The 26,147-nt window shown below is 73.9% G+C and carries 25 protein-coding genes and 1 tRNA gene; 25 read left to right on the forward strand and 1 reads right to left on the reverse strand.

The genetic code is table 11. The features are described 5' to 3' along the window. Positions 1–6 precede the first annotated feature (6 nt). The 16 genes from ACW69E_RS25395 (at position 7) to ACW69E_RS25470 (ending at position 14,573) form a co-directional block, all read left to right on the forward strand. Positions 7–1,350 carry a hypothetical protein gene (locus ACW69E_RS25395; RefSeq protein WP_457500624.1) on the forward strand — a complete coding sequence of 448 codons (1,344 nt, stop codon included), beginning with the start codon at positions 7–9 and terminating at the stop codon, positions 1,348–1,350. Between the two features lie 25 nt (positions 1,351–1,375). Beyond that, entirely contained in the window at positions 1,376–2,341 is a 966-nt protein-coding gene (locus tag ACW69E_RS25400) for a phage distal tail protein (RefSeq protein WP_457500645.1), read from the forward strand. An 85-nt stretch (positions 2,342–2,426) separates the two neighbouring features. Beyond that, positions 2,427–3,560, forward strand: a complete 1,134-nt coding sequence (locus tag ACW69E_RS25405; protein ID WP_457500625.1) for a hypothetical protein — start codon at positions 2,427–2,429, stop codon at positions 3,558–3,560. After that, a complete protein-coding gene (locus ACW69E_RS25410; RefSeq protein WP_457500626.1) occupies positions 3,557–4,657 on the forward strand; it encodes a hypothetical protein in 1,101 nt (366 codons plus the stop codon). The genes ACW69E_RS25405 and ACW69E_RS25410 overlap by 4 nt, the downstream gene beginning before the upstream one ends. A gap of 3 nt (positions 4,658–4,660) precedes the next feature. Beyond that, the gene (locus ACW69E_RS25415) at positions 4,661–5,374 is read left to right on the forward strand and encodes a hypothetical protein (protein WP_457500627.1); all 714 of its coding nucleotides are present in this window, start codon (positions 4,661–4,663) and stop codon (positions 5,372–5,374) included. Between the two features lie 62 nt (positions 5,375–5,436). Beyond that, on the forward strand, positions 5,437–6,894 hold the full coding sequence (locus ACW69E_RS25420; RefSeq protein ID WP_457500628.1) for a phage tail protein: 1,458 nt from the start codon (positions 5,437–5,439) through the stop codon (positions 6,892–6,894). 86 nt (positions 6,895–6,980) lie between these two features. Continuing rightward, positions 6,981–7,874, forward strand: coding sequence for a peptidoglycan-binding protein (locus ACW69E_RS25425; protein ID WP_457500629.1), 894 nt, complete (start codon positions 6,981–6,983; stop codon positions 7,872–7,874). 121 nt (positions 7,875–7,995) lie between these two features. Next, positions 7,996–8,247, forward strand: coding sequence for a hypothetical protein (locus tag ACW69E_RS25430; RefSeq protein WP_457500630.1), 252 nt, complete (start codon positions 7,996–7,998; stop codon positions 8,245–8,247). After that, the gene (locus ACW69E_RS25435) at positions 8,244–8,507 is read left to right on the forward strand and encodes a hypothetical protein (RefSeq protein WP_093846762.1); all 264 of its coding nucleotides are present in this window, start codon (positions 8,244–8,246) and stop codon (positions 8,505–8,507) included. The genes ACW69E_RS25430 and ACW69E_RS25435 overlap by 4 nt, the downstream gene beginning before the upstream one ends. A gap of 192 nt (positions 8,508–8,699) precedes the next feature. Then, entirely contained in the window at positions 8,700–10,139 is a 1,440-nt protein-coding gene (locus ACW69E_RS25440) for an FAD-dependent oxidoreductase (RefSeq protein ID WP_457500631.1), read from the forward strand. A 133-nt stretch (positions 10,140–10,272) separates the two neighbouring features. Further along, on the forward strand, positions 10,273–10,965 hold the full coding sequence (locus ACW69E_RS25445; RefSeq protein ID WP_457500632.1) for an esterase/lipase family protein: 693 nt from the start codon (positions 10,273–10,275) through the stop codon (positions 10,963–10,965). Positions 10,966–11,091: 126 nt separating this feature from the next. Continuing rightward, positions 11,092–11,769 carry a hypothetical protein gene (locus ACW69E_RS25450; protein ID WP_457500633.1) on the forward strand — a complete coding sequence of 226 codons (678 nt, stop codon included), beginning with the start codon at positions 11,092–11,094 and terminating at the stop codon, positions 11,767–11,769. 199 nt (positions 11,770–11,968) lie between these two features. Then, positions 11,969–12,439 (forward strand): pyridoxamine 5'-phosphate oxidase family protein, encoded by a 471-nt coding sequence (locus ACW69E_RS25455; RefSeq protein WP_457500634.1) that lies wholly within the window; start codon positions 11,969–11,971, stop codon positions 12,437–12,439. Between the two features lie 561 nt (positions 12,440–13,000). Beyond that, entirely contained in the window at positions 13,001–13,474 is a 474-nt protein-coding gene (locus ACW69E_RS25460) for a hypothetical protein (RefSeq protein ID WP_457500635.1), read from the forward strand. Between the two features lie 401 nt (positions 13,475–13,875). After that, a complete protein-coding gene (locus tag ACW69E_RS25465; RefSeq protein ID WP_206346984.1) occupies positions 13,876–14,148 on the forward strand; it encodes a hypothetical protein in 273 nt (90 codons plus the stop codon). After that, positions 14,145–14,573 carry a PIN domain-containing protein gene (locus ACW69E_RS25470; protein WP_457500636.1) on the forward strand — a complete coding sequence of 143 codons (429 nt, stop codon included), beginning with the start codon at positions 14,145–14,147 and terminating at the stop codon, positions 14,571–14,573. The genes ACW69E_RS25465 and ACW69E_RS25470 overlap by 4 nt, the downstream gene beginning before the upstream one ends. 232 nt (positions 14,574–14,805) lie before the next feature. On the opposite strand, the gene ACW69E_RS25475 is transcribed toward ACW69E_RS25470, so the two are convergent. Further along, positions 14,806–14,878 (reverse strand) — tRNA-Arg (locus ACW69E_RS25475). A 555-nt stretch (positions 14,879–15,433) separates the two neighbouring features. Between ACW69E_RS25475 and ACW69E_RS25480 the strand changes: the two genes are divergently transcribed. The 9 genes from ACW69E_RS25480 to ACW69E_RS25520 form a co-directional block, all read left to right on the forward strand. Then, positions 15,434–16,216 carry an SDR family oxidoreductase gene (locus ACW69E_RS25480; RefSeq protein WP_457500637.1) on the forward strand — a complete coding sequence of 261 codons (783 nt, stop codon included), beginning with the start codon at positions 15,434–15,436 and terminating at the stop codon, positions 16,214–16,216. Between the two features lie 208 nt (positions 16,217–16,424). Then, positions 16,425–17,444, forward strand: a complete 1,020-nt coding sequence (locus ACW69E_RS25485; protein WP_457500638.1) for an Inducer of phenazine A — start codon at positions 16,425–16,427, stop codon at positions 17,442–17,444. A 200-nt stretch (positions 17,445–17,644) separates the two neighbouring features. After that, positions 17,645–19,930 carry an iron-containing redox enzyme family protein gene (locus ACW69E_RS25490; protein ID WP_457500639.1) on the forward strand — a complete coding sequence of 762 codons (2,286 nt, stop codon included), beginning with the start codon at positions 17,645–17,647 and terminating at the stop codon, positions 19,928–19,930. A gap of 75 nt (positions 19,931–20,005) precedes the next feature. Next, positions 20,006–21,844: a carbamoyltransferase family protein gene (locus ACW69E_RS25495; RefSeq protein ID WP_457500640.1), complete on the forward strand. Its 1,839-nt coding sequence runs from the start codon at positions 20,006–20,008 to the stop codon at positions 21,842–21,844. A 166-nt stretch (positions 21,845–22,010) separates the two neighbouring features. Next, complete coding sequence (locus ACW69E_RS25500; RefSeq protein ID WP_177214000.1) at positions 22,011–22,160, forward strand: hypothetical protein; 150 nt, start codon at positions 22,011–22,013, stop codon at positions 22,158–22,160. Positions 22,161–22,201: 41 nt separating this feature from the next. Beyond that, the gene (locus tag ACW69E_RS25505) at positions 22,202–23,155 is read left to right on the forward strand and encodes a TauD/TfdA family dioxygenase (protein WP_457500641.1); all 954 of its coding nucleotides are present in this window, start codon (positions 22,202–22,204) and stop codon (positions 23,153–23,155) included. A gap of 69 nt (positions 23,156–23,224) precedes the next feature. Beyond that, on the forward strand, positions 23,225–24,478 hold the full coding sequence (locus tag ACW69E_RS25510) for an ATP-grasp domain-containing protein (RefSeq protein WP_457500642.1): 1,254 nt from the start codon (positions 23,225–23,227) through the stop codon (positions 24,476–24,478). A 113-nt stretch (positions 24,479–24,591) separates the two neighbouring features. Then, positions 24,592–24,894, forward strand: coding sequence for a hypothetical protein (locus tag ACW69E_RS25515; protein ID WP_457500643.1), 303 nt, complete (start codon positions 24,592–24,594; stop codon positions 24,892–24,894). Beyond that, on the forward strand, positions 24,891–26,147 hold a 1,257-nt coding region (locus ACW69E_RS25520; protein ID WP_457500644.1), incomplete at its 3' end, for an ATP-grasp domain-containing protein. The genes ACW69E_RS25515 and ACW69E_RS25520, both read left to right, overlap by 4 nt.

Raw genomic sequence — 26,147 nt, forward strand, 5'->3', positions numbered from 1 at the left:
AGGGCCGTGCCGCTGAACCAACTGGCCCTGGCCCGGCCCGCGTTCGCCGGCTTCGGCGGAGCACTGGGGCAGGCCCGCCAGTCCCTGGCCGCCAACACCCGGGCGGTGCGGGCCGCGCAGCGGGCGGCGGCGGCCGTACGCGGATCCGCCCAGCGCTCCGCGGCCGAACTGCGGCGTACGCTCCCCGCGGCCGGCACCGCCGGCCAGGGGCTGGCGGGCCTGGGGCGCCGGGCGGGCGCCGCGCACCCGCAACTGACCGCGGCCCGGCCGCGTGCGGCCGCCGCGAACCGGGAGCTGAAACGGATCAGGAGCGGCGCGGCGCAGGCGGCGACGCTCTCCGGCGGCATCTCCAAGGGCGCCGGCCTCTTCGGCCGGCTCGGCGGCGTGTTCGGCGTCGGACTGCGCCTGGGCGCCGGGGTGATGAAACTGGTCAACACCGTGATGAGGGCCAACCCCTGGGGGCTGGCGCTCTCCCTGGTGGCCCCGCTGGTCCTCTACCTGGTCGACGCCGCCGCGCGGTCCGAGGCCGGACAGCGGATCATCCAGCAGGGCAGCGCGGCCCTGGCGCAGGGCGTGCGGACGGTCGCCAAGGTGATCGAGCCCGCCGTGCGGACGGTGGTGAAGATCGCCACCGGCTACGTGCGGGGCTACCTCACGGTCGTCACCGCGGTGGTGAAGTGGCTGGCGGACATGGTGCGCGACCCCATGGGCACCATGCGCAGGACCGTCTCCTCGGCGGGCGGCGCGCTGCGTTCGATCGCCGACCGCACCATGGGCCGGATCAGAGGCGCCGTCCGCTCGGCGCTGAACTGGCTCACGACCGGGCCCCGCAAGGGGTTCGACCGGGTCGCCGGAGCGACGCGCCGCGTCCTGGGAGGGATCGCCGGATTCCTGGAGTCGGGCATGCAACTGGTGCTGCACGTCCTCAAGGCGCCGATCAACGGGCTGATCGCCTTCGCCAACTGGCTGATCGACGGCCTCAACAGCCTCAGTGTCAGCGTCCTCGGCAAGAAGTTCGGCGTGAACATCTCCAGGATCCCGCAACTGGCCGCGGGCGGCGTCGCCCTGCCCCGGAGCGGGGGAGTGCCGGCGGTCGTCGCCGAGGCGGGCGAGGCCGAGGCCGTACTGCCGCTGCCCGCGCTGCGCCGGCTGATGGACCGCGCCGCCCGCCACACCGCCCCCGCGCGGATGCGGGACGGACGGATCGAGCACTACACCGAACCCGCCGAACGCGGGCCGCTGGGCGTCGCCGACGACCTGCTCTTCCTCGCCCGCACCGCCCGCCCCGCGCAGCCGGGCGCCGCGGTGCCGGTCGCGGATGCGATCGCGGGGACGGGAGCGGCACCGTGAACAGGAAGCGAGGACACCGAACGTGATCGACACCGGACAACTCCACAACGGCCAGGACGCTCCCCCCGGCTCACTGATCACCCGCGACGGGCAGATCCAGTGGGCCGGGGCTCTTTTCGGCCCCGGCACCCCCTACCAGATCGACGCCAAGGGCATCACCGGCTGGGACGACCTGCCGGACCTGGAGACCGGCGACGTCGCCCTGCCCGACCGCCACGGCGCATGGCCCGGCGCACGCTGGGCCAAGCCGCGCACCGTCTCGGCGACCGTCTGGCTGCTGCCGGACACCGCCGGGCAGGCGCGCGGCACGATGCGCGGCTTCCGCGCCGCCACCGTCCCCGACGGCGGCGAGCGGTGGCTGGCGGTACGGCTGCACGGCGAGACACTGGCCTGCCGCGCCCGCGTCAGCCGCCGCGTCGTCCCCCAGGACCGCGGCTACGTGGTGCAGGGCGCGGCCAGGGCCGAACTGCAGTGGGTGGCCACCGACCCGCGCCGCTTCGGCGTCCGCGAGCAGCGCGCCGTACTGCGCCTGCCGCAGCCGGAGAGCGGCCTGGCGTGGACGGCCCCCGGCGCCCCGGAACCGGGGCCGGACACCGGGCCGGAGGCCGGTCTGGCCTGGCCGCTGGACTGGGGCACCACCGGCTCCACCGGCACCGTGACCGCCCACAACTCCGGGGAGACGGCCGCGCACCCGGTGATCGAGTTCCGCGGCCCGGTGCACCGCCCGTCACTGACCCGGCTGACGGACGGGCTGCGGCTGAGCTACGGCACCACCCTCGCCGCCGGCGAGGTGCTGACCGTGGACACCCAGGCCGGGACGGTCGTCCTCAACGGGACAGCCTCCCGGCTGTACACCGCCACCGCCCGCTCGGCGCCCGAGCAGCTGTTCCTGCTGGAGCCCGGAGCCACCCCGCTGGCCTTCCGCTCCGGCGACACCGTCCCCGGCCCCGGCGCCACCGCCACCGTGCGCTGGCGCGACGCCCACTGGTGACCGGCGACCCGTGACCGGCGGCCCGCCGCCGCGCCCGCACCACGACGACCCACCACGATCCGCACGATCCACAGGAGGAATCCCCATGCCCGTGCGCACCGCATGGCTGCTCAACCGCACCGAGGACGGCGCCGGCCAGTCCCGCGCCGACACCCGCCTGGCCCCGACCGGCACCATGACCCCGGCCGGACAGCTCGCCTCGCGCGACGGTGTGATCCCCGGCTCCCCGGACGGCGCGTGGGCGCTGTCCGGGCTCTACGTCTACGGCCAGTCCGCCGGCATGACCGCCACGGTCGCCTCCGGCCGAGCCGTCGTCCAGGGCGACGAGTCCGCCGGCGCCTACCCCGTCGCCCTCACCGAGTACACCCCGGTCACCTTCGCCGACGGCGACCCCGACAACCCCCGGATCGACCTGGTGGTGCTGCGGGTGTACGACGAGACCCAGGACACCTCCTCGGGCCGCACCGAGGCGGCCGTGGAGATCGTCCAGGGCACCCCGGCCGCCACCCCCCAGGCCCCCGCCACCCCGCGCGCCGCACTCGCCCTGGCCGCCGTCCTGGTGCCCGCGGGCGCCTCGGAGGGCACCGGCGGCATCGACTGGAACTCGGCCGTCAGCGACCTGCGCCGCGCCACCGTCGCCGTCGGCGGCATCGTGCCGGAGGACTGGCCCCGGGACATCCCCGGCAGCTACCCCGGCCAGTACCGGGACGTGGGCGCCGGCGGCCTCCAGCGCTGGGACGGCACCGCCTGGCAGCCCTACCCGCCCACCCCCAGGTGGCAGGAGTGGACACCGCGCTGGACCACCAACACCGGCGCGGGCACCCCCTCGTTCGGCAACGCCACCGTCGAGTGCCGCTACGTGCACACCGGCACCCTGGTGCACGCCTCCTTCAACGTCTACTTCGGCTCCACCACCGTCTTCGGCACCGGGGGGACGGGCGACAACTGGCGCTTCTCGCTGCCCGTCCGGGCGTCCGGGGCCAGCCAGGCGGTCGGCTTCGCCGGGCTGCAGAACGGCTCCCGGGCGCGGCGCATCGCCCGGATCCGCCTGACCACCGCCGACCACCTGGAGCTGGAGGTCTCCTCGGGGGACGTCGACGGCACCGCGGCCGCCCACAGCGGCCTGGTGGACGCGGTCACGCCGTGGAACTGGTCCTCCGGCTCCTACATGCAGATCGCCGGAACGCTGGTCTACGAGTCCGCGGAGCCGGCCGAGTGAGCGGGCGCACCGCCGTCCACCGCGCCGTCTTCTGCGACCTGCGCACCGACCGCGTGGTGGACGTACTGCCGCTGACCGAGGCGAAGTACGACGACTACATCGGCAAGCCCGGCTCGCTCACCGCCACCGTCCCGCTGCCGGACGAGGCGCTCGCCCGCCGGGCCCGCGCCGCGCTCCGGCCCGGCCGCACCGCGGTCTGGCTGGAACGCGACGGGGACGTGCGGTGGGGCGGCGTGCTGTGGACGTGCACCCCGCAGTCCGACGAACAGGGCCGGATGAAGGCCGAGTTCCAGGCCGCCACCTTCGACTCCTACCTCGACCACCGCATCCTCTCCGGCGACGTGGTGGGCACGGCCACCGACCAGTTCGACATCGTGCGCGCGCTCGTCGACCACGTACAGGCGCAGCCGGGCGGCGACATCGGCCTGCGGTACGGAAGCGAGACCTCCGGGGTGCGGCGGGACTTCGCCCACGCCCACACCGACCTGGCCCGGGTGCGGGAGCTGATCGACAAGCTGGCCAGGCTGGACGACGGCTTCGAGTGGCGCGTGCACTGCCACCGCGACGCACAGGGACGCCGCGTCAAACGGCTCCAGCTCGGCCACCCCAGGATCCACACCGGGCACGCCGACATCGTGCTGGACCACCCCGGCGCGGTGCTCACCTACAGCCTGCCCTCGGACGCCACCGTGCAGGCCAACGTATGGGTGGCCAGAGGGGAGTCGGACAACTCCGACCAGTCCCAGGAGTCCGTGCCGCTGACCGCGCGGCGGGTGGACGCCGACGACATCGCGGGCGGCTGGCCGCGGCTGGAGTCCAGCTCCGACCACACCTCCGTACGCGACCAGGCCGTGCTGGACTCCCTGGCCCGCGCCGAACTGGCCCGGCACCGCCGCCCGGAGACCATCCCGCAGATCACCGTGCTGATGAACGGACGGATCTCCCCGGCCCTGCTGGGTGCCCGGCTGCGGCTGCGCATCCGGGACCTGTGGCACCCGGAGGGGGCCGACGGCCGGTACCGGATCGTCGGGCTGGCCGTCACCCCGCCGCAGCGCACCGGGCCCGAGACCGCGACCCTCTATCTGGAAGGAGCCTGACCGGTGGCGATCATCCCCACCGACCTGCTGGACCGGCTGCGCGAGCTGGAGAGGCAGGTGCGGGACCTGATGGGCAGCGCCAACAGCAGCCCGCCGATGAACCGCATCAGCGGCGGCGACGTCGTCATCGGCGACGGCGGCCGGCTGCGGGTGCGCACCCCCGGCGGCGAGGACCTGCTCTACCTCGGCCGCGTCCAGCCGGACCGCGCCGGCGGCGAGCCGCAGCAGGGCCTGGTGGTGCGCCGCGACGACGGCTCCCTGGCGCTGACGGTGTGGACCGGCAGCCCGGACACCCTGCCCGACCAGCCGGTGCAGATCCTCGACCGCAAGGGCAACGTGGTCGTCGCCGACGACGCCCGGCGCCGCGGGCTGGCCCGCCCCTACGTGCCCTACCCGCTGCCCGCGCCGGTGGCGGTCAGCCGCTGGGAGTCCACCGCGGCGACCTCCTGGACGACCCTCTTCCGCGGCCCCGGCATCGTCCAGCACCCCAGGCTGCACTGCCGCATCGCGGCGGAGGGACCCGAGGGCGCCGAGGTGCGGCTGCTGTGCGACGGCGAGCAGGTGGGCCCGGCGGGCGGGCCGGACGGACTGGAGTTCACCGAGGTGCTGGGCGCCGACTACGGCGCGACGGTCACCTTCGAGGTGCAGGCCAGGGCGGGGGCGGCCGGGGGCACCGTGCGCTGCCGCCCGCTGGCCCTGTACGGCGTGCAGTCCTGACCGGCCGCCGCGTCCGCCGTACCCGCGCCGCATTCCGCAACGACAAGCAAGGAGGCATCCGCATGCTGCCCGAGTCCATACCCGTCGTCACCGTCACCGCGCGGTACCTGACCCCCGACGGGCGGCCGATGACCGGCACCGTCGAGTTCCGGCCGCCCGCACTGCTCACCCACGCCGCCACCGACGTCATCCTCGGCGGGCCGACCGTGGCCCCCCTGGACGCCGAGGGCCGCATCAGCACCGTCCTGCCCGCCACCGACGCCGAGGGCTGGAACCCGGTCCGGTGGGCCTACACCGTCACCGAACAACTCTCCGGAGTGGGCCGCAAGCGCAGCTACCGGATCGTGCTGCCCGCCGCCGAACAGCAGGTGGACCTGGCCGACGTCGCCCCGGTGGACCCCGCCGCCCCCGACTACGTCGCCGTCCCCGGCCCGGCCGGCCCGCCCGGGGAACCGGGACCGGCCGGTCCGCCCGGAGAGCCGGGCGCCGTACGGTCGGTCAACGGCCGCACCGAGGCCGACATCGTCCTGGACGCCGCCGACGTGGCCGCCGTGCCGGCCGCCTTCGCGGGCGCCCCCGGCGGCGTCGCCACGCTGGACGACCAGGGGCTGGTGCCCGCCGGGCAGCTTCCGGCCGGCACCGGCGGCGCGGTCGCCTCCGTCAACGGGCAGACCGGCGAGGTGGTGCTGACGGCCGCCGACGTCGGAGCGCTGGACCAGGCCACCGCCGACGGGCGCTACCTGGCCGCCGGCGACGCGCCGGTGCTCTCCGTCAACGGCCGCACCGGCACGGTCGAGCTGAGCGCGGGCGACGTCTCGGCCGTACCCGCCGGCCGGGCCGTCCTGCTGGACGGTGGCCAGACGGTCGGCGGCGCCAAGACGTTCACCGTCCCGCCGTCGGTCCCCGCCGACCCGGCCACCGGCGACCAGCTCGCCCGCCGCTCCTACGTCGACGCGGTCTCGGCGGCCGGCACCTGGTCGCCGGCCGCCATGGGCTTCGCCGGCTGGTCCTTCGACCCGGCCGCCACCGCGGCGACCTCGGCCCAGTACTGCATCAACGGCTGGCTGTACCTCATCGGCATCCCGCTGCACGCCCCGCACACCGTCTCCAACGTGGTGTTCTACACACCCGGATACGTCGGCGGCACGCTCGGCGCCAACTCCTGGGCCGGCCTGTACACCGGAGCCGGGCAGCGGGTGGGGGTCACCGCGCCACTGTCCCAGGTGATCCCGGCCAATGAGGGGCGCACGATCGTCATCCCGCTCGGCGCCCCCTACGCCGCCCAGCCCGGCAACTACTGGATCGCCCTGCTGGTCAACGGCCCGGCCGACAAGAACAACGGGCCGGCCTTCGCCCGCGGCGCCAGCATCGGCAACGCCCCGGCCGGCAGCGCCCGGATGCCCGGCGCGTTCATCCGGCACGGGCGGCTGTCGAGCACCGGGCAGACCTCGCTGCCGGCCTCCTTCAACCCGACCAGCGTGGTCGCCGACTCCAACGCGATCTGGGCGGCCCTGTCCTGAGCACTCCCCCCCTGCCGTCCGTCCCGACCGTCCGCTCGAGCCCCGCGCCGCCCGGCGCGGGGCTCCTCTCCGTACCGGAGGCACCCATGGCAGTACCCCTGACCCCCGGCCGGCTCCTCGCCGCACTGCGCGACGAGGGCCTGCACACCGCCGAGCACCGCGACTGGCGGCGCCACCACCGAAACCACAAGGGCGCCTGGGGCCCGGTGAACGGAGTGATGATCCACCACACCGTCACCCGCGGCACCGCCGCCACCGTCGACCTGTGCTACGACGGCTACGCCGGCCTGCCCGGCCCGCTGTGCCACGGCGTGATCGACAAGGCGGGCACCGTCCATCTGGTGGGCGCCGGCCGCGCCAACCACGCCGGGCTCGGCGACGGACGCGTCCTGCGCTCCGTCATCGCCGAGACCGCCACCCCGCGCCCGCTCGGCGACGACACCGACGGCAACGCCCGCTTCTACGGCTTCGAGGCGGTCAACCTCGGCGACGGGAAGGACCCGTGGCCCGAGGAGCAACTGGAGGCCATCGCCCGGGCCGCGGCCGCCCTGTGCCGCGCCCACGGCTGGAACGAGCGCTCCGTGATCGCCCACAGGGAGTGGACCCGCACCAAGATCGACCCCCGCGGCTTCTCCATGGACCGGATGCGCTCGCGCATCGCCCGCCTCCTGGCCGCGGCCCCGTCCGCCGGAGGCGGCGCGGCGGACCGTGCCCCCGCCTCCCCGCCCGCCCACCAGCCGTTCCCGGGGGCGCGGTGGTTCCGCACCCGGCCCCGCTCGCCGATCGTCACCGCGATGGGGCGGCGCCTGGTGGCCGAGGGCTGCTCGGAGTACGCGGTCGGCCCCGGGCCGCAGTGGACGGACGCGGACCGGCGCTCGTACGCCGCATGGCAGCGCAGGCTCGGGTTCACCGGCGCCGACGCCGACGGCTGGCCGGGGGAGACCTCGTGGCGGGCGCTGCGGGTCCCCCGGGTGTCCTGAACGCACCGCAGCGGTCACCGCTGCCGCCGCGGTCACCGACACCGCCCCGCGACCCCGCCCCGCGACCCCGTATGGACTTCCCCGTGCGGGGTCGCGGAGGACGCGCAAGAAAGGAAACACCATGTCACAGGAGGCCAAACGCGCCCTGCGCACGATCGTGCAGACCGCCGTGGGACTGGCCGTCGTCCTCCCCGCCGCCGTGGACGCGGCCGGGATCCCGCGCACGCTGCCCTGGGTGGCGGGAGCCCTGGCCGCGGCCGGCGGGCTCGCGCGGCTGATGGCCGTGCCCGGGGTGCAGGCCCTGCTGCCGGCCTGGCTGCGCACCTCCCCCGAGGGGCCTTTGGCGGCGGACGGCGGAGGGGAGCGCGCATGACGGACACCGAACCGAACAGCCCCGTCGCCGTCGCCGTGGAACTGGAGCGGCTGCGCGGCACGGTCGAGGCGGGCTTCGCCCGGGTGGACGGAGCGCTCGCGCTGATGGTCCAGCGCAGCGACCAGAACGACAGGCAACTGGCCGATCACGAGGCGCGCCTGGACGCGCTGGAGCGCTCCCGGTGGCCGCTGGCGAGCATCACCGCCCTGGCCGCGGTGGGCGGACTGGCCCTCGGCGCCTGGCAGCTCACCGGAGGCTGAGCGCTCCGGCCGCCCGCCCCATACCCGCCCGCGCCGCATTCGCACCGCGATCACGCCGACCGCGCGGGCGGGGTTGGGCGGGTCCGGGTACGGAAGGGAACGGCCCGCGCACAGGGAGTCGTTACCCTCGTATCCGCATCGCGCCCGACGCCCCAGGGGCCGAACCAGCCCCGCACGGAACGGAGTTGTCCCATGGCCCCCACCCCCCGACCCGCCAGGGCGGCGGACCGGTCCCACGCCGTGGTGATCGGCGCCGGCCTCGCGGGCCTGACGGCGGCCCGCGCGCTCGCCGACGCCTACGAGCGGGTGACGGTGCTCGACCGGGACACGCTCCCCGCCGACCCGGCCCCGCGCCGCGGCGTACCGCAGAGCCGGCAGCTCCACGTACTGCTCGCCCGCGGCGCGCAGGCGCTGGAGGAGCTGTTCCCCGGCTTCCTGGAGGAACTGCTCGCGGCGGGGGCCACCCGCGCGGACACCCAGGGCGAGGCCCACTGGTACCTCGACGGCCACCTCCTGCGCCCGGCACCCTCGGGGGTGATCTCGTACGGCGCGAGCCGGCCCCGGGTGGAGCACCACGTACGCGCGCGCGTCGCGGCGCTCCCCGGCGTCTCGATCAGGGAGGGGACGGAGGTGCTGGGCCCGGTCACCACGCCCGACCGCGGCCGGGTCACCGCGGTCCGGGTGCGCCCGCTCGCCGGCGGCAGGGGGGAGGCCGGCGCCGGGAAGGACGACGGCGCGGGGGAGGAGACGATCCCCGCCGATCTGGTCGTGGACGCCTCGGGCCGGGGCTCGCGGGCCCCGGTCTGGCTGGAGGAGCTCGGATACCCCAGGCCCCGGCAGACGCGGGTGCGCGCCGACGTCGTCTACGTCACCCGCCACTTCCGGCGCGAACCCCACCACATCGGCGGCCGCAGCGGCGTCGCGCTGGTGCCCTTCCCCGGGATGCCGCGCGGCGGGGCCATCGTCTCGGAACGGAAGGACCGGTTCGCGGTCGTCCTCTTCGGCCTGCTGGGCGAGGAGCCCCCGGCCGACGAGGCGGGCATGCTGGCCTACGCCGAGTCCCTGCCCGGGCCGGACGTGGCCGAGGTGCTGCGCACGGCCGAGCCGCTGAACGAGCCGGTGAGGATGCGCTATCCGGCCAGCGTGCGTCACCACTACGAGAAGCTGGACCGCCACCTCGGCGCCTTCCTCGTCACCGGCGACGCCCTGTGCAGCTTCAACCCCACCTACGGCCAGGGCATGACGGCGGCGGCCCAGCAGGCGATCGTGCTGCGCGCACTCCTCGCCCGGGAGCGGGGCCGGGAGCGGGGCCCGGGCCGGGACGCCGACGGGCTGCCCCGGCGCTTCTTCCGCGCCGCCGCCGAGGTCGTCGGCACCCCGTGGCTGCTGGCCGCCGGCGGCGACCTGCGCTTCCCCGAGGCGGAGGGGAGGCGCGGCCCGGCCGACGGGCTGCTTGACCGGTACCTCACCCGCTACCGCGCGGCGGCCTCCGCCGACCCCGTACTGGGCCGGACGTTCCTGTCGGTGGCCCACATGCTCCAGCCGCCCGCCCGGCTGATGTCGCCCGGTCATGTGCTGCGCGTACTGCGTGCGCGGAGGAGGGCCGTCGGGCCGGCGGGCGAGCAGTCGTAGAGAAGTCGTGTACGCGACAGATAAGGCGTGCACGGGTCTTGCCCGGCGCCGGTGACCGGCCAGTAGCCTGCGATCCCCCCCACGGTGCAACCGCTCTTCAACCCCTTTCCCCCCGCACCCACTTGAGGTCGAAGTGAAGAAGAAGTCACTGGCCGTCGCGGCAACCGCCGCATCCGTGCTCGCACTCACCCTCCAGGCCCCGGCCGCGGCGGCCGAGGCGTCCCCCTCCGCCTACGGCCCCGGCAGCAACCCGATCCTCTTCGTCCACGGCTGGAACAGCAGCGGATCCACGTGGAACACCATGGCCGACCGCTTCCGCGCCGACGGCTGGCCCACCAGTCACCTGAAGCAGTGGACGTACAACACCGGCCAGTCCAACGCCACCACCGCCCAGCAGCTCGCCACCGAGGTGGACCGCCTGCTCGCCGCCACCGGGGCGAGCAAGGTCGATGTGATCACCCACTCCATGGGCGGCCTCTCCTCGCGCTACTACGCCAAGAACCTCGGCGGCGCGGCGAAGATCGACGCCTGGGTCTCCCTCGGCGGCCCCAACCACGGCACCGACACGGCCAACTGGTGCTTCCAGACCTCCTGCACCGAGATGCGCATCGGGTCGAACTTCCTGAACTCCCTCAACTCCGGTGACGAGACACCCGGTTCGGCGCGCTACGCCACCTGGTGGTCGCCCTGCGACACCGTCATCAACCCCGACAGCAGCGTCGCCCTGTCGGGCGCGGTCAACACCAGGACCGCCTGTCTGTCGCACTCCGGGCTGCTGAGCGACGCCACGGTCTACGGCCAGGTCCGGGACACGGCCAACAGCTGACCCCCCGGGGGTGGACGTCCCCGCCCCGCCCGGCGCGGGGCGGGGACGTCCACCCGCCGACGGGCCTGCCGTACGGCCGCGTTGTCCGCTGGGGCGGTCCCCTCCGGCCGCTGTACGGTGCCCGCCATGCCACCGCCCGCCGAACCCGGCCCCTCCCGCCCCGCCCCGTCCCCCGTCACCGCCGACGACCTCCAGCTCACCGTGCACCGGGCCGTGGAAGCCCTCCGCCCGGCACCCGCGGACGGCTGGGGACGCATGGCCGGAACCCTGGAGTGGGACTGCTGGGAGACCGTCGAGCACCTCGCCGACGACCTCTTCGCGTACGCCGTCCAGCTGGGCCCGCGCAGGCCCCCGCCGGCGACCGACGTCCCCTTCGCCTGGGAGAGCCGCAGGCCCGGTGGACCGGCCAACGCCGTCCACACCGACCGTGCGGCCGGCCCGGACGGGCTGCTCCAGGTGCTGGAGGCCTGCGGCGCGCTGCTGACCGCCATGGTGCGCACCACGCCCCCGCACGTCCGGGCCCACCATGTGTACGGGGCCTCGGATCCGGAGGGCTTCGCCGCCATGGGCGTCGTGGAGACCCTGGTGCACACCCATGACGTGGCCCAGGGGCTCGGGCTCCCCTGGGAGCCGCCGCCCGGCCCGTGCGCACGCGCCCTGGCGCGCCTCTTCCCCGACGCCCCCGCCGGCCCGGACGTACCCACAGACCCCTGGCCCGTCCTGCTGTGGTGCACCGGCCGCGCCGACCTGCCCGGCCGCCCCCGCCCGGCCACCTGGCGCTGGTACGGCGAGCCGCGCCCCTGACCGCGTGCCCCGGAGTGCGGCGCGGCGGGTGGCGCCACGACCACCGCCGGGGACGCATTCCGCGCGGTCGTGGTTCCGGCGTGCACGGTGGGGCCCGCTCCCCGGCGGGGGAGAGCGGCCGGCGGCCGTGTCGGATGCGCCGATCCGGGTACTGCGGGAGGGGCCCTGTCCGGCCCCGACGACGTACGGAGAGGCGCCCATGTCCGATGAGCGGAAGAAGCTGGTCGAGCTGATGCGGGACATGCCCATCGCGATGATGACCACCTACGGCCCGGACGGCCCGCACGGCTTCCCCATGGCGCGCCAGGAGGTCGACCCCGGCGCCGAGCTGTGGTTCATCACCGCCCGGGACACCCGCCACGTCCGCGACATCGGGACGGACCCGCGAGTCTCCCTCACCTTCTCCTCCCGGGACTCCTGGGTGGCGATGACCGGACGCGCGCAGGTGGTCGACGACCGCGCCAAGCTCGGGGAACTGTGGAACACCTTCGCCGAGGCATGGCTGCCCGGCGGTCCCGAGAACCCGGACGCGGTACTCCTCCGGGTCGACGTGGAGCGCGCCGAGTACTGGGACACCCCCGGCGGCAAGGTGTCCTCGCTGATCAGCTTCGCCAAGACGAAACTGACCGGCGACACCTTCGACGCGGACCACGGAACCGTCCGGCCGTAGGCCCGGCTCCGTCGCGCGCCACGGCGCGGGAACAAAATCCTTGTGCGCGGTGACAGGGGTGGGTTTCGATGGCCTGATGGGACCGGACAGCGGCGAATGCGCCGTCGCGGACAGCGCGATCACCGAAGGTCGGATCATCCAGGGCATCAGCCCGCCGCGAGTAGCAGGCTCCGTACGCCTTCCCCTCCGAGTCGAACCTGAAGGCGGCCGCCGCGTAACCCCGGCGTCAAAAACGGCCTGTACCGATCACGGTCCGGCCCGTCTCCCCGTGCCCCGGCAGGATTCAAACGCGTGGGACGCGCTTCGAGCCGGACGGCGAGGCGTGCCCACTCTCCCGCCGCTGGACGCCTGGCAAAGACCCTGGACGGCAGCCCCAACGGAAGACCGTCACGGGGCTGGGTTGGTGCTTCGATCCCCGTCGGCCGGTCTGGAGCAGTGCATGACGACGTCGGGTGAGTTGCGGGCCCTCCTGGGCGAGCCTGCCCGCAGGCCGGAGAAGGCGGACTGGAGCGAGGGGAGCAGTACGTCGGCAGCCCGCTGCCCGGCGACTTCAAGGCCTTCATGGGTGCGTACGGCACCGGAGTGATATCCGGCGAACTCGTCGTCTTCCACCCTCGCGGTCCCAGGCCGCTGCTGCCGCGCATGCGCGAGGTCCATCGGACGTTCACCGAGCGGCGTCGGAAGGCGCTGGCCGACAGCAGCGGTCTTGAGCACTACCCCCACCCCTTCCACCCCGCGTCCGGTGGCCTGATCTCCTGGGGCTACGACCACAGCGGCGACGAGCACTTCTTCCTCCCCTGCGACACCGACCCCGACCGGTGGAAGGTCGTCACCATGGCGCACGAGGTCGGCTGCGAGACCTTCGACGGCTCGTTCACGAGCTTCGTGCTGTCCTTCGTCGACAGCCTGCGCAGCCTGGACCGTCATCACGGGATCGAGCCCGAGGCCCTGGAGTTCCTGGATCCGGAGGACCTGGAGGAACTGGCGGCGGACGGCGAGATCGGCCCGGTCGAGCCGAGCTTCGAGCCGTTCTGATCCGTCGACTCCGGGGTCTGCCGGCCGCGGCCGCTGATGCCAGCAGTGGATGCCGAAGGGCACCTGCTCGACTGAGCAGGTGCCCTTTGCGCTTGTGCCCCCGGCAGGATTCGAACCTGCGACACCCGCTTTAGGAGTTTCCTCGCGGCGAGGATGTGACCTGCGGAAACGTCGCCCACAGGGCCTCTGGACCGGGGAACTCCCCTCCGTGGTTCTCACGTGTTCGCAGGGGTTCCCGGCCTCGTGTGTGCAATCCGTTCCGGGCGACCACCCCGTCGAAGGCGGAGTCCCGAACCCGGGCGGATGCCCGCTCCGGTCGCAAAGCTGTGAGCGGGCGGGCGGAAACCCGTAGCCTGGGGTCGACAGCGCTACGCCACCCGACCAGCGCGGAGGGGATGCCGATGACCACAGCTCCCAGCGGTGGGCCCCACCCGCCGTCCCAGTCGTCGCATCCGCTGCGGACCATCCGTGACATCCGGGAGTCCCTGCCCGAGGACCAGCGTCGGCACTTCGACACGGAACTCACCGACACGGAGATCGAGGCGCTGCCCGAGATGCTCCACCGCTGGGTGACGCTGAGCAACGACGGCTTCGAGGAATTCCTGCTCTCCGCCCCCTTCGAGGGGCTGGACTTCGGCGCCCGCTCCTACGACGAACAGACGGACACCGAGTGATCTACCTGCTCGACACCAACGTCGTAGCCGAACTCACCACCCGGGCGAGGCCGGACCCACGCGTCATGACCTGGTTCCGGTCCACGGCCAGGCCCAACCGCTTTCTGAGCGTGATCACCGTTGCCGAGATCGAGGCAGGGGTGGCCGCCACCCCTGATCCCGTACGACAGGCCCGCTACGCCCGAGCGCTCGCCGCGGTACGGCACGAATACCACGACCGCATCGCGTCGATCGGCGGGCCGGAAGCAGCCGCCTACCTCACGATCCACAAGACACTCAAGGCCGCCGGTGCGGGCATCGACCCACCGGACGCCCTGATCGCCGCCACCGCCCTGGCCAACGGCTGGACCGTAGCTACCCGCAACATCAAGCACATGGCCCGGACCGGGGCCCTGGTGGTCAACCCGTGGGAGGAGAAGCTGTAGTGGTCCCCGGGGTCACGATTCACTCTGTTGACGCCGGACGCGGGGCGGCGCGCGTTCTCCACTGACCTCCGGCCGCTTTGGCGTTCCCCAGCCCCGCCTCCGCGGCGGCTTCCTGGAGGGTGAGCTGTTCCGAGCCCTCGGTCAGGAATGTGCAGCGCGCATGCGGCGCGGCCTCGAACACGACGGAGGGTCGGCCCGGGAGGCAAACCTCCCGGGCCGACCCTCCGGCCCGTGCCCCCGGCAGGATTCGAACCTGCGACACCCGCTTTAGGAGAGCGGTGCTCTATCCCCTGAGCTACGAAGGCGGGGTGCGTTGGGATCCCCGCGGGAAACCCCGCCGGGACCGCTGCACGCAGTCGGTGCCTGCCGCCGACCGCGGGTGGACGGAGTCCCCGTGGTGTGGGTCCCCGGTCCTCTCCCCGTGGCGGCAGAGGTGCCGGGGACAGTCTAACGGATGGTGAGGGGTGGAGCGGCGGCGCCCGGGCCGCCTCCCCGGCTCCGGTCCGGTCCCGGCCCGGTCGGGGGCGGGCCCCCGGTCCCGGCCCGCCGGCGGAGTCCGAGGAGGTGCGGCTTTTGTTCGCGCTCGCTCCCTGTGTCCGTTCTTCGGGAATCCGCACTGCGTGTTCCCGACCACGCCGTCCCCTTCAGCCGGTGCCGCTGTCCGGAGATGCTCCAAGGGCGCGGAAGGACGTGCGGAAAGCCGTGGTGGCACACAGGAAGCGCATTCCGCGACTGCCGTCGATGGCCGGCATCGCAGACACGGGTGGATTCGCCGCACGGGCCGTGGTCGCCCCTGCGCGGACTCCGCGTGGTCGTCCGCGCGGCGGAGCGCGCAGGTAACGGAGAGGTGGTGGTGTCCGGTGGCCGGCACAGCGGTGGTGACCGGGGCGAGCAGCGGGATCGGGGCGGCGACCGTACGCCGCCTGGCGAAGGACGGTTTCGACGTGGTGGCCGTCGCCCGGCGCGCGGACCGGCTTCGCCGGTTGGCGGAGGAGACGGGTGCGCGGGCCCGCCCGGTGGACATCACGGACGCCGAAGCCGTCCGGCGGTTCGCCGGCGAGCTGGAGTCCTGCGACGTCCTGGTCAACAACGCCGGCGGCGCCCTGGGGGCGGACAGTGTGGAGGCCGGTTCGGTGGACGACTGGGAGCGGATGTTCGCCGTCAACGTGCTGGGCACGCTGCGGATGACGCAGGAGCTGCTGCCGCTGCTGAGGCAGGGGGCGGGGGGCACCGTCGTGACCGTCACATCCACCGCGGCCTTCACCGTCTACGAGGGCGGCGGCGGGTACAGCGCGGCCAAGCACGCCGAACACGCGCTCAGCGAGACCTTGCGGCTGGAGCTGTGCGGTGAGCCGGTCCGGGTCGTCGAGGTGGCCCCCGGGATGGTGAGGACCGAGGAGTTCGCCCTCAACCGCCTGCGCGGCGACAGGGAGAAGGCGGCCGCCGTGTACGAGGGCGTCGACCGTCCGCTGACGGCGGACGACGTCGCCGAGTGCGTCGCGCTGGCGGTCGGCCTGCCCCAGCACGTGAACGTGGACCACCTCGTGGTGCGCCCCCTCGCCCAGGCGGCGCAGCACAGGGTCCACCGCGGACCGCTTCTCCGCGAGGCGCGCGACCCGGCTGCCCGCGGCGCTGCGCGGTGACCCGGGGGACGGTGGCGGTGCGGCCGGGCCGCGGTGGAGCGGCCCGCACAGGTCGGCACAGGTCCGCGCGCCCGCCGCGCCGTGCCGCCGCCCCCGTCCACGCCCCCGGCCGCTCCGGAGGCCCCGGGTGCGGCGAACCCCGCCGGCCGGAGGCGGTTCGGCAAGGTCAATCCAACCGAGGCCCATCCAACCGAGGAGTGTCCCAGTCTTGAGCTCCCAGCGTGAACTCCTGACGCCGCAGATGCTGCGGTACGACGACTTCGACGACCGCGCGGAGACCCGCTATCTGCCCTACCTGATGTATTTCCATCGGGCCGGATACCGTTCCGAGACGGTGAACACCGACCGGCTGGGATTCCGGATTTCCTGCGGAGCCACCGAGCAGGGCTCCGTGGAGAAACCGCCGAAGGGGCCGGTGCGGCTGCTGGCCGGCAGTTCCACCCCGTTCGGGATCGGCGCCACCAGCGACGCCGCGACGATGGCGTCGCGTCTGTGGTCCAAGTACGCGCCATCGGTCCCGTGGCTCAACTTCGCCGGGCGCAGCCACAACTCGATGCAGGAGCTGCTGCTCTTCCTGATGCACCGGCACCTGCTTCCGGAGCTGGAGGAGATCGTCGTCTTCTCGGGCCTCAACGACCTTGCGCTCAGCAGGCTTCCGCAGTGGCAGCGTGGGGAGCACGGGGCGTTCTTCAACTGCGGCGAGTACTTCGAGCAGATGGAGGACCTGCGGGCCAGGCACCGCAAGCCGAAGCGGGGATTCGGGCGCCGCTCGGCAGCGGCCGGGGCCGAGGAGCACGAGGAGCACGTGGTGCCCCCGCTCGGTGAGCGCATCGCCTACGCGGTGGAGCTGACCGCACGGCACCTCGCCTCCCTGCGTCTGCTGGCGGAGCCGACCGGCGCGCGCGTCACCTACGTGCTGCAGCCGCTCGCCACCTGGGTGCGGGAGTCCCCCTCGCCCGAGGAGAGGGCGGTCTTCGGGGAGTTGGACGAGATCTCCAACTTCTGGGAGCTGTACGGCGACATCGCCACGATGGAGACGGGCCGGAAGTACGCCGAGGCGCTCCGCACGGCATGCGAGGCGCAGGGCGTGCGCTTCCTCGACATCAGCCCGGTGATCGCCGGATCGGTGACGGAGCGGGACTGGCTGTACGTGGACCGCGCGCACTTCACCGACCACGGTACGGAGGTCGTGTCCGGCCTGCTCGCCGACTCCCTCGGCCTTTCCTAGCGTCCCCGCCCACCAGACAGCACCACACGCATCCGAGAGAGGGCATCCAGCCATGTCGTTCGTGCGAAGGATCGTCGCGAAGCTGTTCAGGCGCAAGCGGAAGACCAAGAACGACGCATCCATCTACCCCATGTTCTGACCGGACGGCCGGACGTGCTCCGCACGGCCGGGAGCTCGATCACGTAGAGGAGAGGGGAACGATGCAAGCCCAAGAGGCAACCGCCTCGGCGACGCCGTCCGCGCGGCAGCGGACGGGCGGGCCGCCCGGGCCGCCGCGAGGCGGTGGTTCCGCGCGGGCGGTGTACGCGTACGCCGCCGATCCGGAGGCGTCCGTCCCCGAGGGCGGGTTCGTCGAGGAGGTCCGCACCGAGCTGCGCCGCCACGCCCGCCGCGGGGAGGACGCCTCGCTCGACGCGCTCGTCCGGCGGGCCGCCGCCTGGGCGGCCGGTGAGCGCGAGCGGTACCTGGCCCTTCCCGGCCCCGGGGACGGGGAGGCGCGGAGGTCCGGGGAGGACCGGAAGCCGGGGGGAGGTCCCCCGGAGGGGTACCGCGAGGTGCTCGTCCGCCGGGCCGTCCTCGGCTGCGCCCCGCTGTCCCTGGTCTCCGGCGCGTGGCTGCAGTGGCTGAGCGCCCCGGGGAACGCGGAGAGCCCGGTGGTGCTCAGGATCCTCGCCCTGTACGCCTCCGACGTGGGTGTGGGCCACCCGGACGCCTCCCGGGGCAGTGCCTATCTGGGGCTGCTGCGCCGGCTGCGGCTGGCGGAGAACGCGGTGCCGGTCGCGCGGATCACCGGTGACCGGCGCATCGCGGAGGGGGCGTTCCGTCTCCCGGCGCTGCTCCTGGCGATGAGCCGGCGGCCGGACGACTTCCGGGGCGAGATCCTGGGGGCCGACCTGTGCCTGCGGTCGGTCGGGCTGCTGCCCGCCCTGGCGGTGGTCCGGAGGGAGCTGCCCACGGGCACGGACTGGACCGCCGTCGACCCGGCGGAGGGACGGGGCCGGGAGGAGGCGTCGCCGGCCGGGCAGTGCCGTGCCGCCGTGGAGGAACTGCTGGAGCAGGAGGGCGACCGGGCCGCCGACGCGGTGCGTGAGGGCTTCGGCTGGGCGCTGGCCGTCCTGCGCGACTGGTCCGACGCGCTCCATGCGGAACTGGTGGCGGCCGGGGACCCCGCGTTCGACATGGCGGAGCTGATGCGTATGCGGTCGCGCGAGGGCGCCGTCTACCACCACCGGTTCATGCTGGAGGGCAGGCCGCTGGCGGCCTGGCTGGCGGAGTCCCGCACCGATCCCGGGCCGCTGCTCGACGCACTGGCCCGCAGCAGGCTGGTCAAGCCCGGGCGTTCGGAGGCCAGTTCGCTGGTGCGGGGGCTGGTGGGCGAGCGGGGGCCGATGTTCCGGGTCTTCTCGCCCGAGGACCTGGAGGTCGTCCGGCGGTGGATCGACTCCCTGCCCGCGCGGCCGTCCGCGGACTCCCGCGGCGCGTCCGCGGGGGACGCTCCCTCCGGCGCTCCTCCCGGCGCGGCCGGGACGGGCGGCGACGCCCTGGCCGCCGTGGCCGGCGCGCTGCGGGCGGGGCCGCGCTCCGAGGGCCGCGCGCCGTCGGGCCCGCGCGAGGCCTACCACATGCTGATGCGCCGCACCGACACCCCCGCACTGCGCTCCTGGGCCATGGAGTACGTGGCCGGCTGGCTGGCGCGTTCCCGGTACGGCATGGACCGCGGGACCATGCCGCTGCCGGAGCGCTGGGGCCACGAGGGGCTGCGTCCCTGGCTGCAGGCCCAGCACGACCGCCACGGCGCCGAGTTCGAGGAGAACGCGGCCGTTCCGCTGCCGTCCAGGGAGGCCCTCGTCGACGACACGGTGCAGACGGCGCCGCTGACCCTGATCGACGGCAGCTGGCTGCAGGGGTTCACCGACTACGAGCAGGCGTCGTCCGGCATCGGGCACTCCCTCTTCGAGACGTACTGGGACGAGCTCGGCAACGGCGAGCCGCGTCTGAACCATCCCCTCATCTACCGCGAGGTGCTCGGGGAGATGGACGTGGAACTGCCGCCGACGGCCTCGCCGGAGTTCGCCCGGTGGCCCGGCTTCCGGGACGAGTCGTTCGAGCTGCCGGTGTACTGGCTGTGCGTGGGGCGCTTCCCGCGGACGTTCCTGCCCGAGGTGCTGGGACTGAACCTGGCGATGGAGCTGTCGGGGGTGGGCGGCACGTACCGCAGGGCGCGGCTGGCCCTGAAGGAGTACGGCTTCAGCACGCGCTTCGTGGACATCCACAACACCATCGACAACGTCGCGACCGGGCACTCCGCCTGGGCGGCCGACGCTGTGGACACCCTGCTGGCCGCGCTTCCCGAGGCGCCCGGGCCCGGCAACCGGGCGGACGTCTGGGAGCGGGTGCGGGTGGGCTACCGGTCACTGAATCCACCGAGTGGCGTGGGCGCGCGCCTGGCGGCCCGCCGAGGCCGCCTCTCGGGGCGGCGGCGGTGAGGTCCTTGCGCGCGGCGACGTACACATGCCCGGCCACACAGGGGTGTGGCCCGATCCCGGTGGAGGAACACGGCGATGTCTGACCTGATCATCGGAGTATCCGCCTTCTACCACGACAGCGCGGCCGCGCTGGTCGCCGACGGCGTACCGGTCGCCGCGGCACAGGAGGAACGTTTCAGCAGGCGGCGGCACGATCCCTCCTTCCCCTCCCGCGCGATCGCGTACTGCCTGGACGAGCAGGGCGTGAGCCTGGACGACGTCTCCGCCGTCGCCTACTACGAGGACCCGCGGCTGAAGTTCCGCCGGGTGCTGGCCACCTTCGCCGGCGCCGCGCCCACCGGTTTCGCCTCCTTCCGCGACACCCTGCCCGCCTGGCTCGGCCGCGAGGGCAAGCTGCGCACCGCGGACACCGTGCGCGCCGGGCTCGCGGCGCTGGGCAGGGGCCGGGTGCCCGAACTCTCCGTACGCCGCCACCACGAGTCGCACGCCGTGTCGGCCTTCTTCCCCAGCCCCTACGAGTCCGCCGCCGTCCTGTGCATCGACGGCGTCGGAGAATGGGCCACCACCACCCTGTGGCACGGCCGCGGCACCGAACTGCGGCCCCTGGCGGAGCTGCGGTTCCCGCACTCGCTCGGCCTGCTGTACTCGGCGTTCACCTACTTCTGCGGTTTCAAGGTCGACTCGGGCGAGTACAAGCTCATGGGCCTCGCGCCGTACGGCAGGCCGCGCTACGCCTCCCTCATCCGCGAACGGCTCATCGACGTCAAGCCCGACGGCTCCTTCCGCCTGGACATGCGCTACTTCGAGTACCTGCGCGGCCAGGTGATGACCGGACGCGGCTTCGAGAGGCTCTTCGGCGGACCGCGGCGCATGCCGGAGAGTCCGCTCACCGAGCGGGAGTTCGACCTGGCGGCCTCGGTGCAGGCGGTGACCGAGGAGGTCGTGCTCCGGCTGGCCAGGACGGCGCGCGAACGAACCGGTGAGTCCAGACTGTGCATGGCCGGCGGCGTCGCGCTCAACTGCGTGGCCAACGGCAAGGTCGTCGACGCCGGGATCTTCGACGAGGTGTGGATCCAGCCCGCCGCCGGCGACGCCGGGGGCGCGCTCGGCGCGGCCCAGGCCGTCTCCCTGGAGCGCGGCGCGCGGCGCGACCACACCCGCACCGGCCGCGACGCGATGAGCGGCGCGCTGCTGGGCCCGGCCTACGGCGACGAGGAGATCGCCGAGTACCTGGAGTCCAACGGCATCCCGCACCGGCGGCTGGACAGCACCACGCTGGCCGAGACGGTCGCGGACGGGCTGGCCGAAGGGAAGATCGTCGGCTGGTTCCAGGGGCGCATGGAGTTCGGGCCGCGTGCGCTGGGCGCCCGGTCCGTCATCGGGGATCCGCGCAATCCGGACATGCAGTCGACGATGAACCTGAAGATCAAGTTCCGGGAGTCGTTCCGCCCGTTCGCGCCGGCGGTGCTGGCACCGGACGCCAAGGACTACTTCGACCTGCCGCAGGAGAGCCCCTACATGCTGGTGGTCTCACAGGTCGCCGCCGCCCAGCGGCTGGAGGCCGACGACGGCGGCGCCTTTGGGCTCGACCTGCTGAAGGTGCGGCGCTCCACCATCCCGGCCGTCACCCACGTCGACTCCTCGGCGCGGGTGCAGACGGTCACGGAGCACGGCAACGCCGCCTACCACCGGCTGCTGACCGCCTTCAAGGCCCGCACGGGCTGCCCGGTCCTGGTCAACACCTCCTTCAACGTGCGCGGCGAGCCCATCGTGAACTCCCCGCACGACGCCTACACCTGCTTCATGCGCACCGACATCGACATGCTGGCGCTCGGAAACTTCCTGCTGGAGAAGCACGCACAGCCCTCCTGGACGGAGGCGTCCGACTGGCGCGACGAGATCCCGCTCGACTAGGGCCTCTCTGACGAATCCCGCTGCCCGTCCGCGGAGCCGCGCCGGACGAGCGGGCCCCGCGACGTAAGCAGTCCCGCCGCCCCGCCGTCGTCGCGCCCCCGGGCCCCGGCCCCGCACGGGCGGACAGGCCCGGCCCCGCACCGTCCGCCGAGAGAACGGAACGTCCATGCGCACCTTCCTGCTCCTCATCCTCTACTACCTGCTCGTGACGCCCGCCGGCCTGCTCGGCCGGCTCGTCAAAGACCCCCTGGCCCGCCGCTGGAACCGGAGTACGGACACGTACTGGATTCCTTCGGCCCCGCCGCCCGTCCGCTGAGCGGCGCACAAAGGCGTGCAACTGACTGAACGGAGACATCGATGACCAGCCTGCTCCAGTTCGCCCGGTATCGCGTCGAGGACGGCGTCCGGGACCTGTTGGACAAGGAGATCTCGGCACGGGTCTCGGAGACCAGCCTGGAATCGGACCTCGACGACGCCATACTCGCCGGCATCGGCGCGTACGCCCTGCGGCGCCACCTGCCCGGCGACATCCTCCAGGGAATCCAGGTGTTCACCGCGGCGGGCTCCCACGCGCTGCTGCTCTCCAACCTGCCGGTGCAGGAGTTCCCGCCCACACCGGTGAGCGGTTTCGGGGACGAGACCGAGCTCGCCGTGACCAACGCGATCCACCTGGGTCTCATACGGATCCTGGGGTGCACCCCGTTCGCCGTCCGCTACGAGAACGGCGGCCGGCTCGTCCGCAACGTGGTGCCCAATCCGGCGGCCTCCGGGACGACCAGCTCCTGGGGTGCGGACTCGGAGTTCTTCTGGCACACCGACAACCCGCACCAGCCGTTCGGACCGCCCGGCTCGGACCCCCGGCTGTACACACCGCCGTACCTGACCTTCTTCGCCGTGCGCAACGAGGAGCGGGTGCCCACGGAGATCGCGGCGCTCGACGACGTCGTCGTACGGCTCGACGAGGAGACCCGGCTCGGCCTGACGGCCGCGGAGTTCGAGATCGGCGCGCCCGACTCCAACGACAGGGAGGCCACCGGGCCGCTGGTGCGGACCGAGGTCCTCGAGATCGGCCCGGACGGCCGCCACCGCGCGCGCTACGACCGCGGGACGACGGCCGGTGTCACGGACGCCGCCAAGCGGGCGCTGGAGCGGTGGTGCACGGTCCTGCCGACCGTGCCGTCGGCCGAACTGGTCCTGGAGACCGGCGACTTCATGATCTTCGACAACCGCCGGGTGCTGCACCGCCGCAAGGCGTTCACCCCGCGCCCCCACGTGAGGGCCCGCTGGCTGCGCCGCTGCTACGCCGCCTGACGCCCGGCACGCACCACACACCGAACGCACCACACCCCGCGCATACCGCACACCACCGGAGGGAACGTCATGGGCAAGTACCGCGTAGCGGTCGTCGGCGGAAGGCCGGCACCGGTCACGGGCGCGAGAGAACTCGGCATCGACGTCGTCCTCGTCCACGAGGAGGGCGCCTACGACGTGGCCGTGGCGGAGCACTGCGAACGCATCGTGCACGCCCCCATCGCCGACGGCCAGGCAGTCCTCGACGCGCTGAAGCCGCTGCACGACGAGCGCCCCTTCGACCGCGTCCTCACCACCACCGAGCCGGCCGCCGAGTCCACCGGCTTCGTCGTGGACTCGCTGGGCCTGCCGGGCGTCACCGAGGCCACCGCCCGCGCGCTCAAGGACAAGGCGCTGACCAGGGAGCTGCTGGACCGGCACGGGCTGAGCCCGGTGCGGTACCGCAGGGTGGAGGGCGCCGCCGAGATCGAGGCGTTCCGGGCCGAGACCGGCGGCCGGATCATCGTCAAACCGGTGGACGGCGTGGCGAGCCTCCACATCCACACCGTGGAGGGCCCCGGCGACGCGGAGAGGGCCTGGCGGGCACTGAGCGAGGCGGACGTCTCCGGGGTCATCGCCGAGGAGTACCTGGACGGCCCCGTCGTCAGTGTGGACTCCTTCTCGCACGAGGGCCGGCACCTGCCCATCGGCTACTCCGAGTACCGCATGAACGACCGGTACGTCGAGTGGGAGGTCAGCACCCCCAGCCGCCAGGCCGCCCCGTGGCTCGCCGAACTCCGCGACCTCACCCCCAGGGTCCTGGACGCCGTGGGCCTCACCGAAGGGCCCTCGCACAGTGAGTTCGTCCTCACCGAGAAGGGCCCGCGCGTCCTCGAGTCGCACGCCCGGCTGGCCGGCAGCGGCGCGCCCGAGCTGGTCCGCCGCGCCTTCGGGCTGGACCTGAACCGGATGTTCCTCACGGTGCCGCTCGGCATCGACGAACTGCCGCAGACCCCGCCCGAGCCCCTGGGCGGCGCCGCGGTCCGGTTCTTCACCCCGGAGCCGGGCACGATCACCGGGATCGAGGTGGCCGACGACGCGGCCGACGAGGTCCGCCACGTCCCCAGGGGCGAGAAGCTCCACGTCTTCCTGCCCTATCTGGACGAGTTCACGGACACCGAGGTGGCGGCGGTGATCGGCAAGAGCGTCGGTGAGACCGTGCCGCCGCTGCTGACCGTCGCCGACTGCGTCTCCGGATACGTCATCGCCTCCGGGCGCGACGCGGACGACGCCGTCGCCAGGTGCGAGGCCGCCAACGACAGGATCCGCTTCAGGACCAGCTGAAGGCCGCCGCCCGCCGCTTCCCCTCCGCACCGTGCCCGCCGGGCGGCCGGGCCCCGTTCGAGGGCCCGGCCGCCCGGGCCCGGGCAAGCCCCCGCACCCTCACGCTCCCTGGGATGGAACCTCCTGTGAACACGATCACCTCCACTGTCCTGGCGGAGGGCTCCACACCGGATCCCGTCGCCCAACTGAACTCCGTCCGCCGGCTCGTCGAGGACCGGTACACCTGCGACCAGCCGCTCGCCCGGGCCGCTCTGCACCTGATCGACTGCGCGACCGACGTCGTGGCCCAGCTCCCGGGCGGCGATCTGGAGGCGGCCCGCGGCGCGCTCGGCTCGGCCCGCGCCGCGGTGGTCTCGGCGACCTTCGCGGTGGGCCGGGTCCGGGACATGGCGACCGCCGAGGCGGAGCGCTCATGAGCGGGCACATCGTCGTCATCCACCGCTGGCGCGACCGGCACGCCCACTACGAGGAGTATCTCGACCACCGCGCCCACCGGGTCACCTACGTGACCACGCGGACGGCGCTCGACTCCGTACCCGTCCGCGCGGCGGCCGTCGACGTGGTCCCGGCCACCGACGACCCGGACGCGGTCTGGCGGGCCGTGAGCGGGCTGCGCGCCCGCTTCGGTCCGCCCGAGAGGGTGGTGGCCCTCAACGAGGGCGATCTGGACACCGCCGCCCTCGTACGCGAGCGGCTCGGCTGTGCGGGGCAGACCCCCGGCACACTGGCCCGCTTCCGCGACAAACTGGTCATGAACCGGACGGCCGAGGGCGCGGGCATACCGGTTCCCGCCTTCGCGGACGCCCCCGACGAGGCGGCGGTCCGGGCGTTCGCCGACCGCCACGGCTGGCCCGTGGTGGTCAAACCGCGCAGGGGCACCGCCAGCCGGGGCGTCGTACTCCTGGAGAGTCCCGCCGACCTGCCGTCGCTGCGCGCCCTGCCTCCCGAGCCCCGTCTGGTGCAGGAGTTCTGCGCCGACGCGGTCTTCCACATCGACGGCCTGTGGACCGGCGACGGGCTCGGCCCCTGGCGGGCGTCCCGCTACGTCAACACCTGTGTGGACTTCACCAGGGGCGAGGCACTCGGTTCGGTCGAGGTCGACGATCCGGACCTCCTCGCGTCGCTCTCCGGCTTCACGGACCGGGTCGCGCGCGCACTCGGCCCGGAGCCCTGGGTCTTCCATCTGGAGGCATTCGTCGGTACGTCACCCGACGGCCGGCGCACGGTCCGGTTCCTGGAGGCGGGCTACCGGGTCGGCGGGGCGGAGATCCCGTTCGTCTGGCGTGAGGTGCACGGCATCGACCTGATGCACGCCGCCGCCGACGTCCAGCTCGGCCGCCGCCCGGCGCTCCCCGTGCCGGACCGCTGGCGTACGGGCGGCTGGCTGCTGGTGCCCTCGCCCGTACCGGCCCCCTGCCGCGTGACGTCCTGGGCCCTTCCCGAGGCCCCGAGCCCCGGCGAGGGCCCCTACGCGTCCGTGATCCCGGCCGTCGGCCATGTCGTCCCGCGGGTGGGCGGGTACGAGCACGTGGGCGCGCGGTTCCGGTTCCGGGGCCAGTCCAGCGGCGAGGTGGAGAAGGCCGTCCTCCGCACGGCGGCGCGGTTCCGGCTGGAGTGCGTTCCCGTCGGGGCGAACCGGGGAGGAGGCCGGGTGGCGTGCGGGCTGGAC

Source organism: Streptomyces sp. SS8 (assembly GCF_054072955.1).

What these genes read in the sequence shown, in the direction of transcription:
- ACW69E_RS25435 (WP_093846762.1), top strand. Translation starts at nt 8,244, where the DNA reads ATGACGGACACCGAACCGAACAGCCCCGTCGCCGTCGCCGTGGAACTG.
- ACW69E_RS25440 (WP_457500631.1), top strand. Translation starts at nt 8,700, where the DNA reads ATGGCCCCCACCCCCCGACCCGCCAGGGCGGCGGACCGGTCCCACGCC.
- ACW69E_RS25450 (WP_457500633.1), top strand. Translation starts at nt 11,092, where the DNA reads ATGCCACCGCCCGCCGAACCCGGCCCCTCCCGCCCCGCCCCGTCCCCC.
- ACW69E_RS25460 (WP_457500635.1), top strand. Translation starts at nt 13,001, where the DNA reads ATGGGTGCGTACGGCACCGGAGTGATATCCGGCGAACTCGTCGTCTTC.
- ACW69E_RS25505 (WP_457500641.1), top strand. Translation starts at nt 22,202, where the DNA reads ATGACCAGCCTGCTCCAGTTCGCCCGGTATCGCGTCGAGGACGGCGTC.
- ACW69E_RS25405 (WP_457500625.1), top strand. Translation starts at nt 2,427, where the DNA reads ATGCCCGTGCGCACCGCATGGCTGCTCAACCGCACCGAGGACGGCGCC.
- ACW69E_RS25510 (WP_457500642.1), top strand. Translation starts at nt 23,225, where the DNA reads ATGGGCAAGTACCGCGTAGCGGTCGTCGGCGGAAGGCCGGCACCGGTC.
- ACW69E_RS25430 (WP_457500630.1), top strand. Translation starts at nt 7,996, where the DNA reads ATGTCACAGGAGGCCAAACGCGCCCTGCGCACGATCGTGCAGACCGCC.
- ACW69E_RS25455 (WP_457500634.1), top strand. Translation starts at nt 11,969, where the DNA reads ATGTCCGATGAGCGGAAGAAGCTGGTCGAGCTGATGCGGGACATGCCC.
- ACW69E_RS25515 (WP_457500643.1), top strand. Translation starts at nt 24,592, where the DNA reads ATGGAACCTCCTGTGAACACGATCACCTCCACTGTCCTGGCGGAGGGC.
- ACW69E_RS25500 (WP_177214000.1), top strand. Translation starts at nt 22,011, where the DNA reads ATGCGCACCTTCCTGCTCCTCATCCTCTACTACCTGCTCGTGACGCCC.
- ACW69E_RS25420 (WP_457500628.1), top strand. Translation starts at nt 5,437, where the DNA reads ATGCTGCCCGAGTCCATACCCGTCGTCACCGTCACCGCGCGGTACCTG.
- ACW69E_RS25490 (WP_457500639.1), top strand. Translation starts at nt 17,645, where the DNA reads ATGCAAGCCCAAGAGGCAACCGCCTCGGCGACGCCGTCCGCGCGGCAG.
- ACW69E_RS25465 (WP_206346984.1), top strand. Translation starts at nt 13,876, where the DNA reads ATGACCACAGCTCCCAGCGGTGGGCCCCACCCGCCGTCCCAGTCGTCG.
- ACW69E_RS25495 (WP_457500640.1), top strand. Translation starts at nt 20,006, where the DNA reads ATGTCTGACCTGATCATCGGAGTATCCGCCTTCTACCACGACAGCGCG.
- ACW69E_RS25425 (WP_457500629.1), top strand. Translation starts at nt 6,981, where the DNA reads ATGGCAGTACCCCTGACCCCCGGCCGGCTCCTCGCCGCACTGCGCGAC.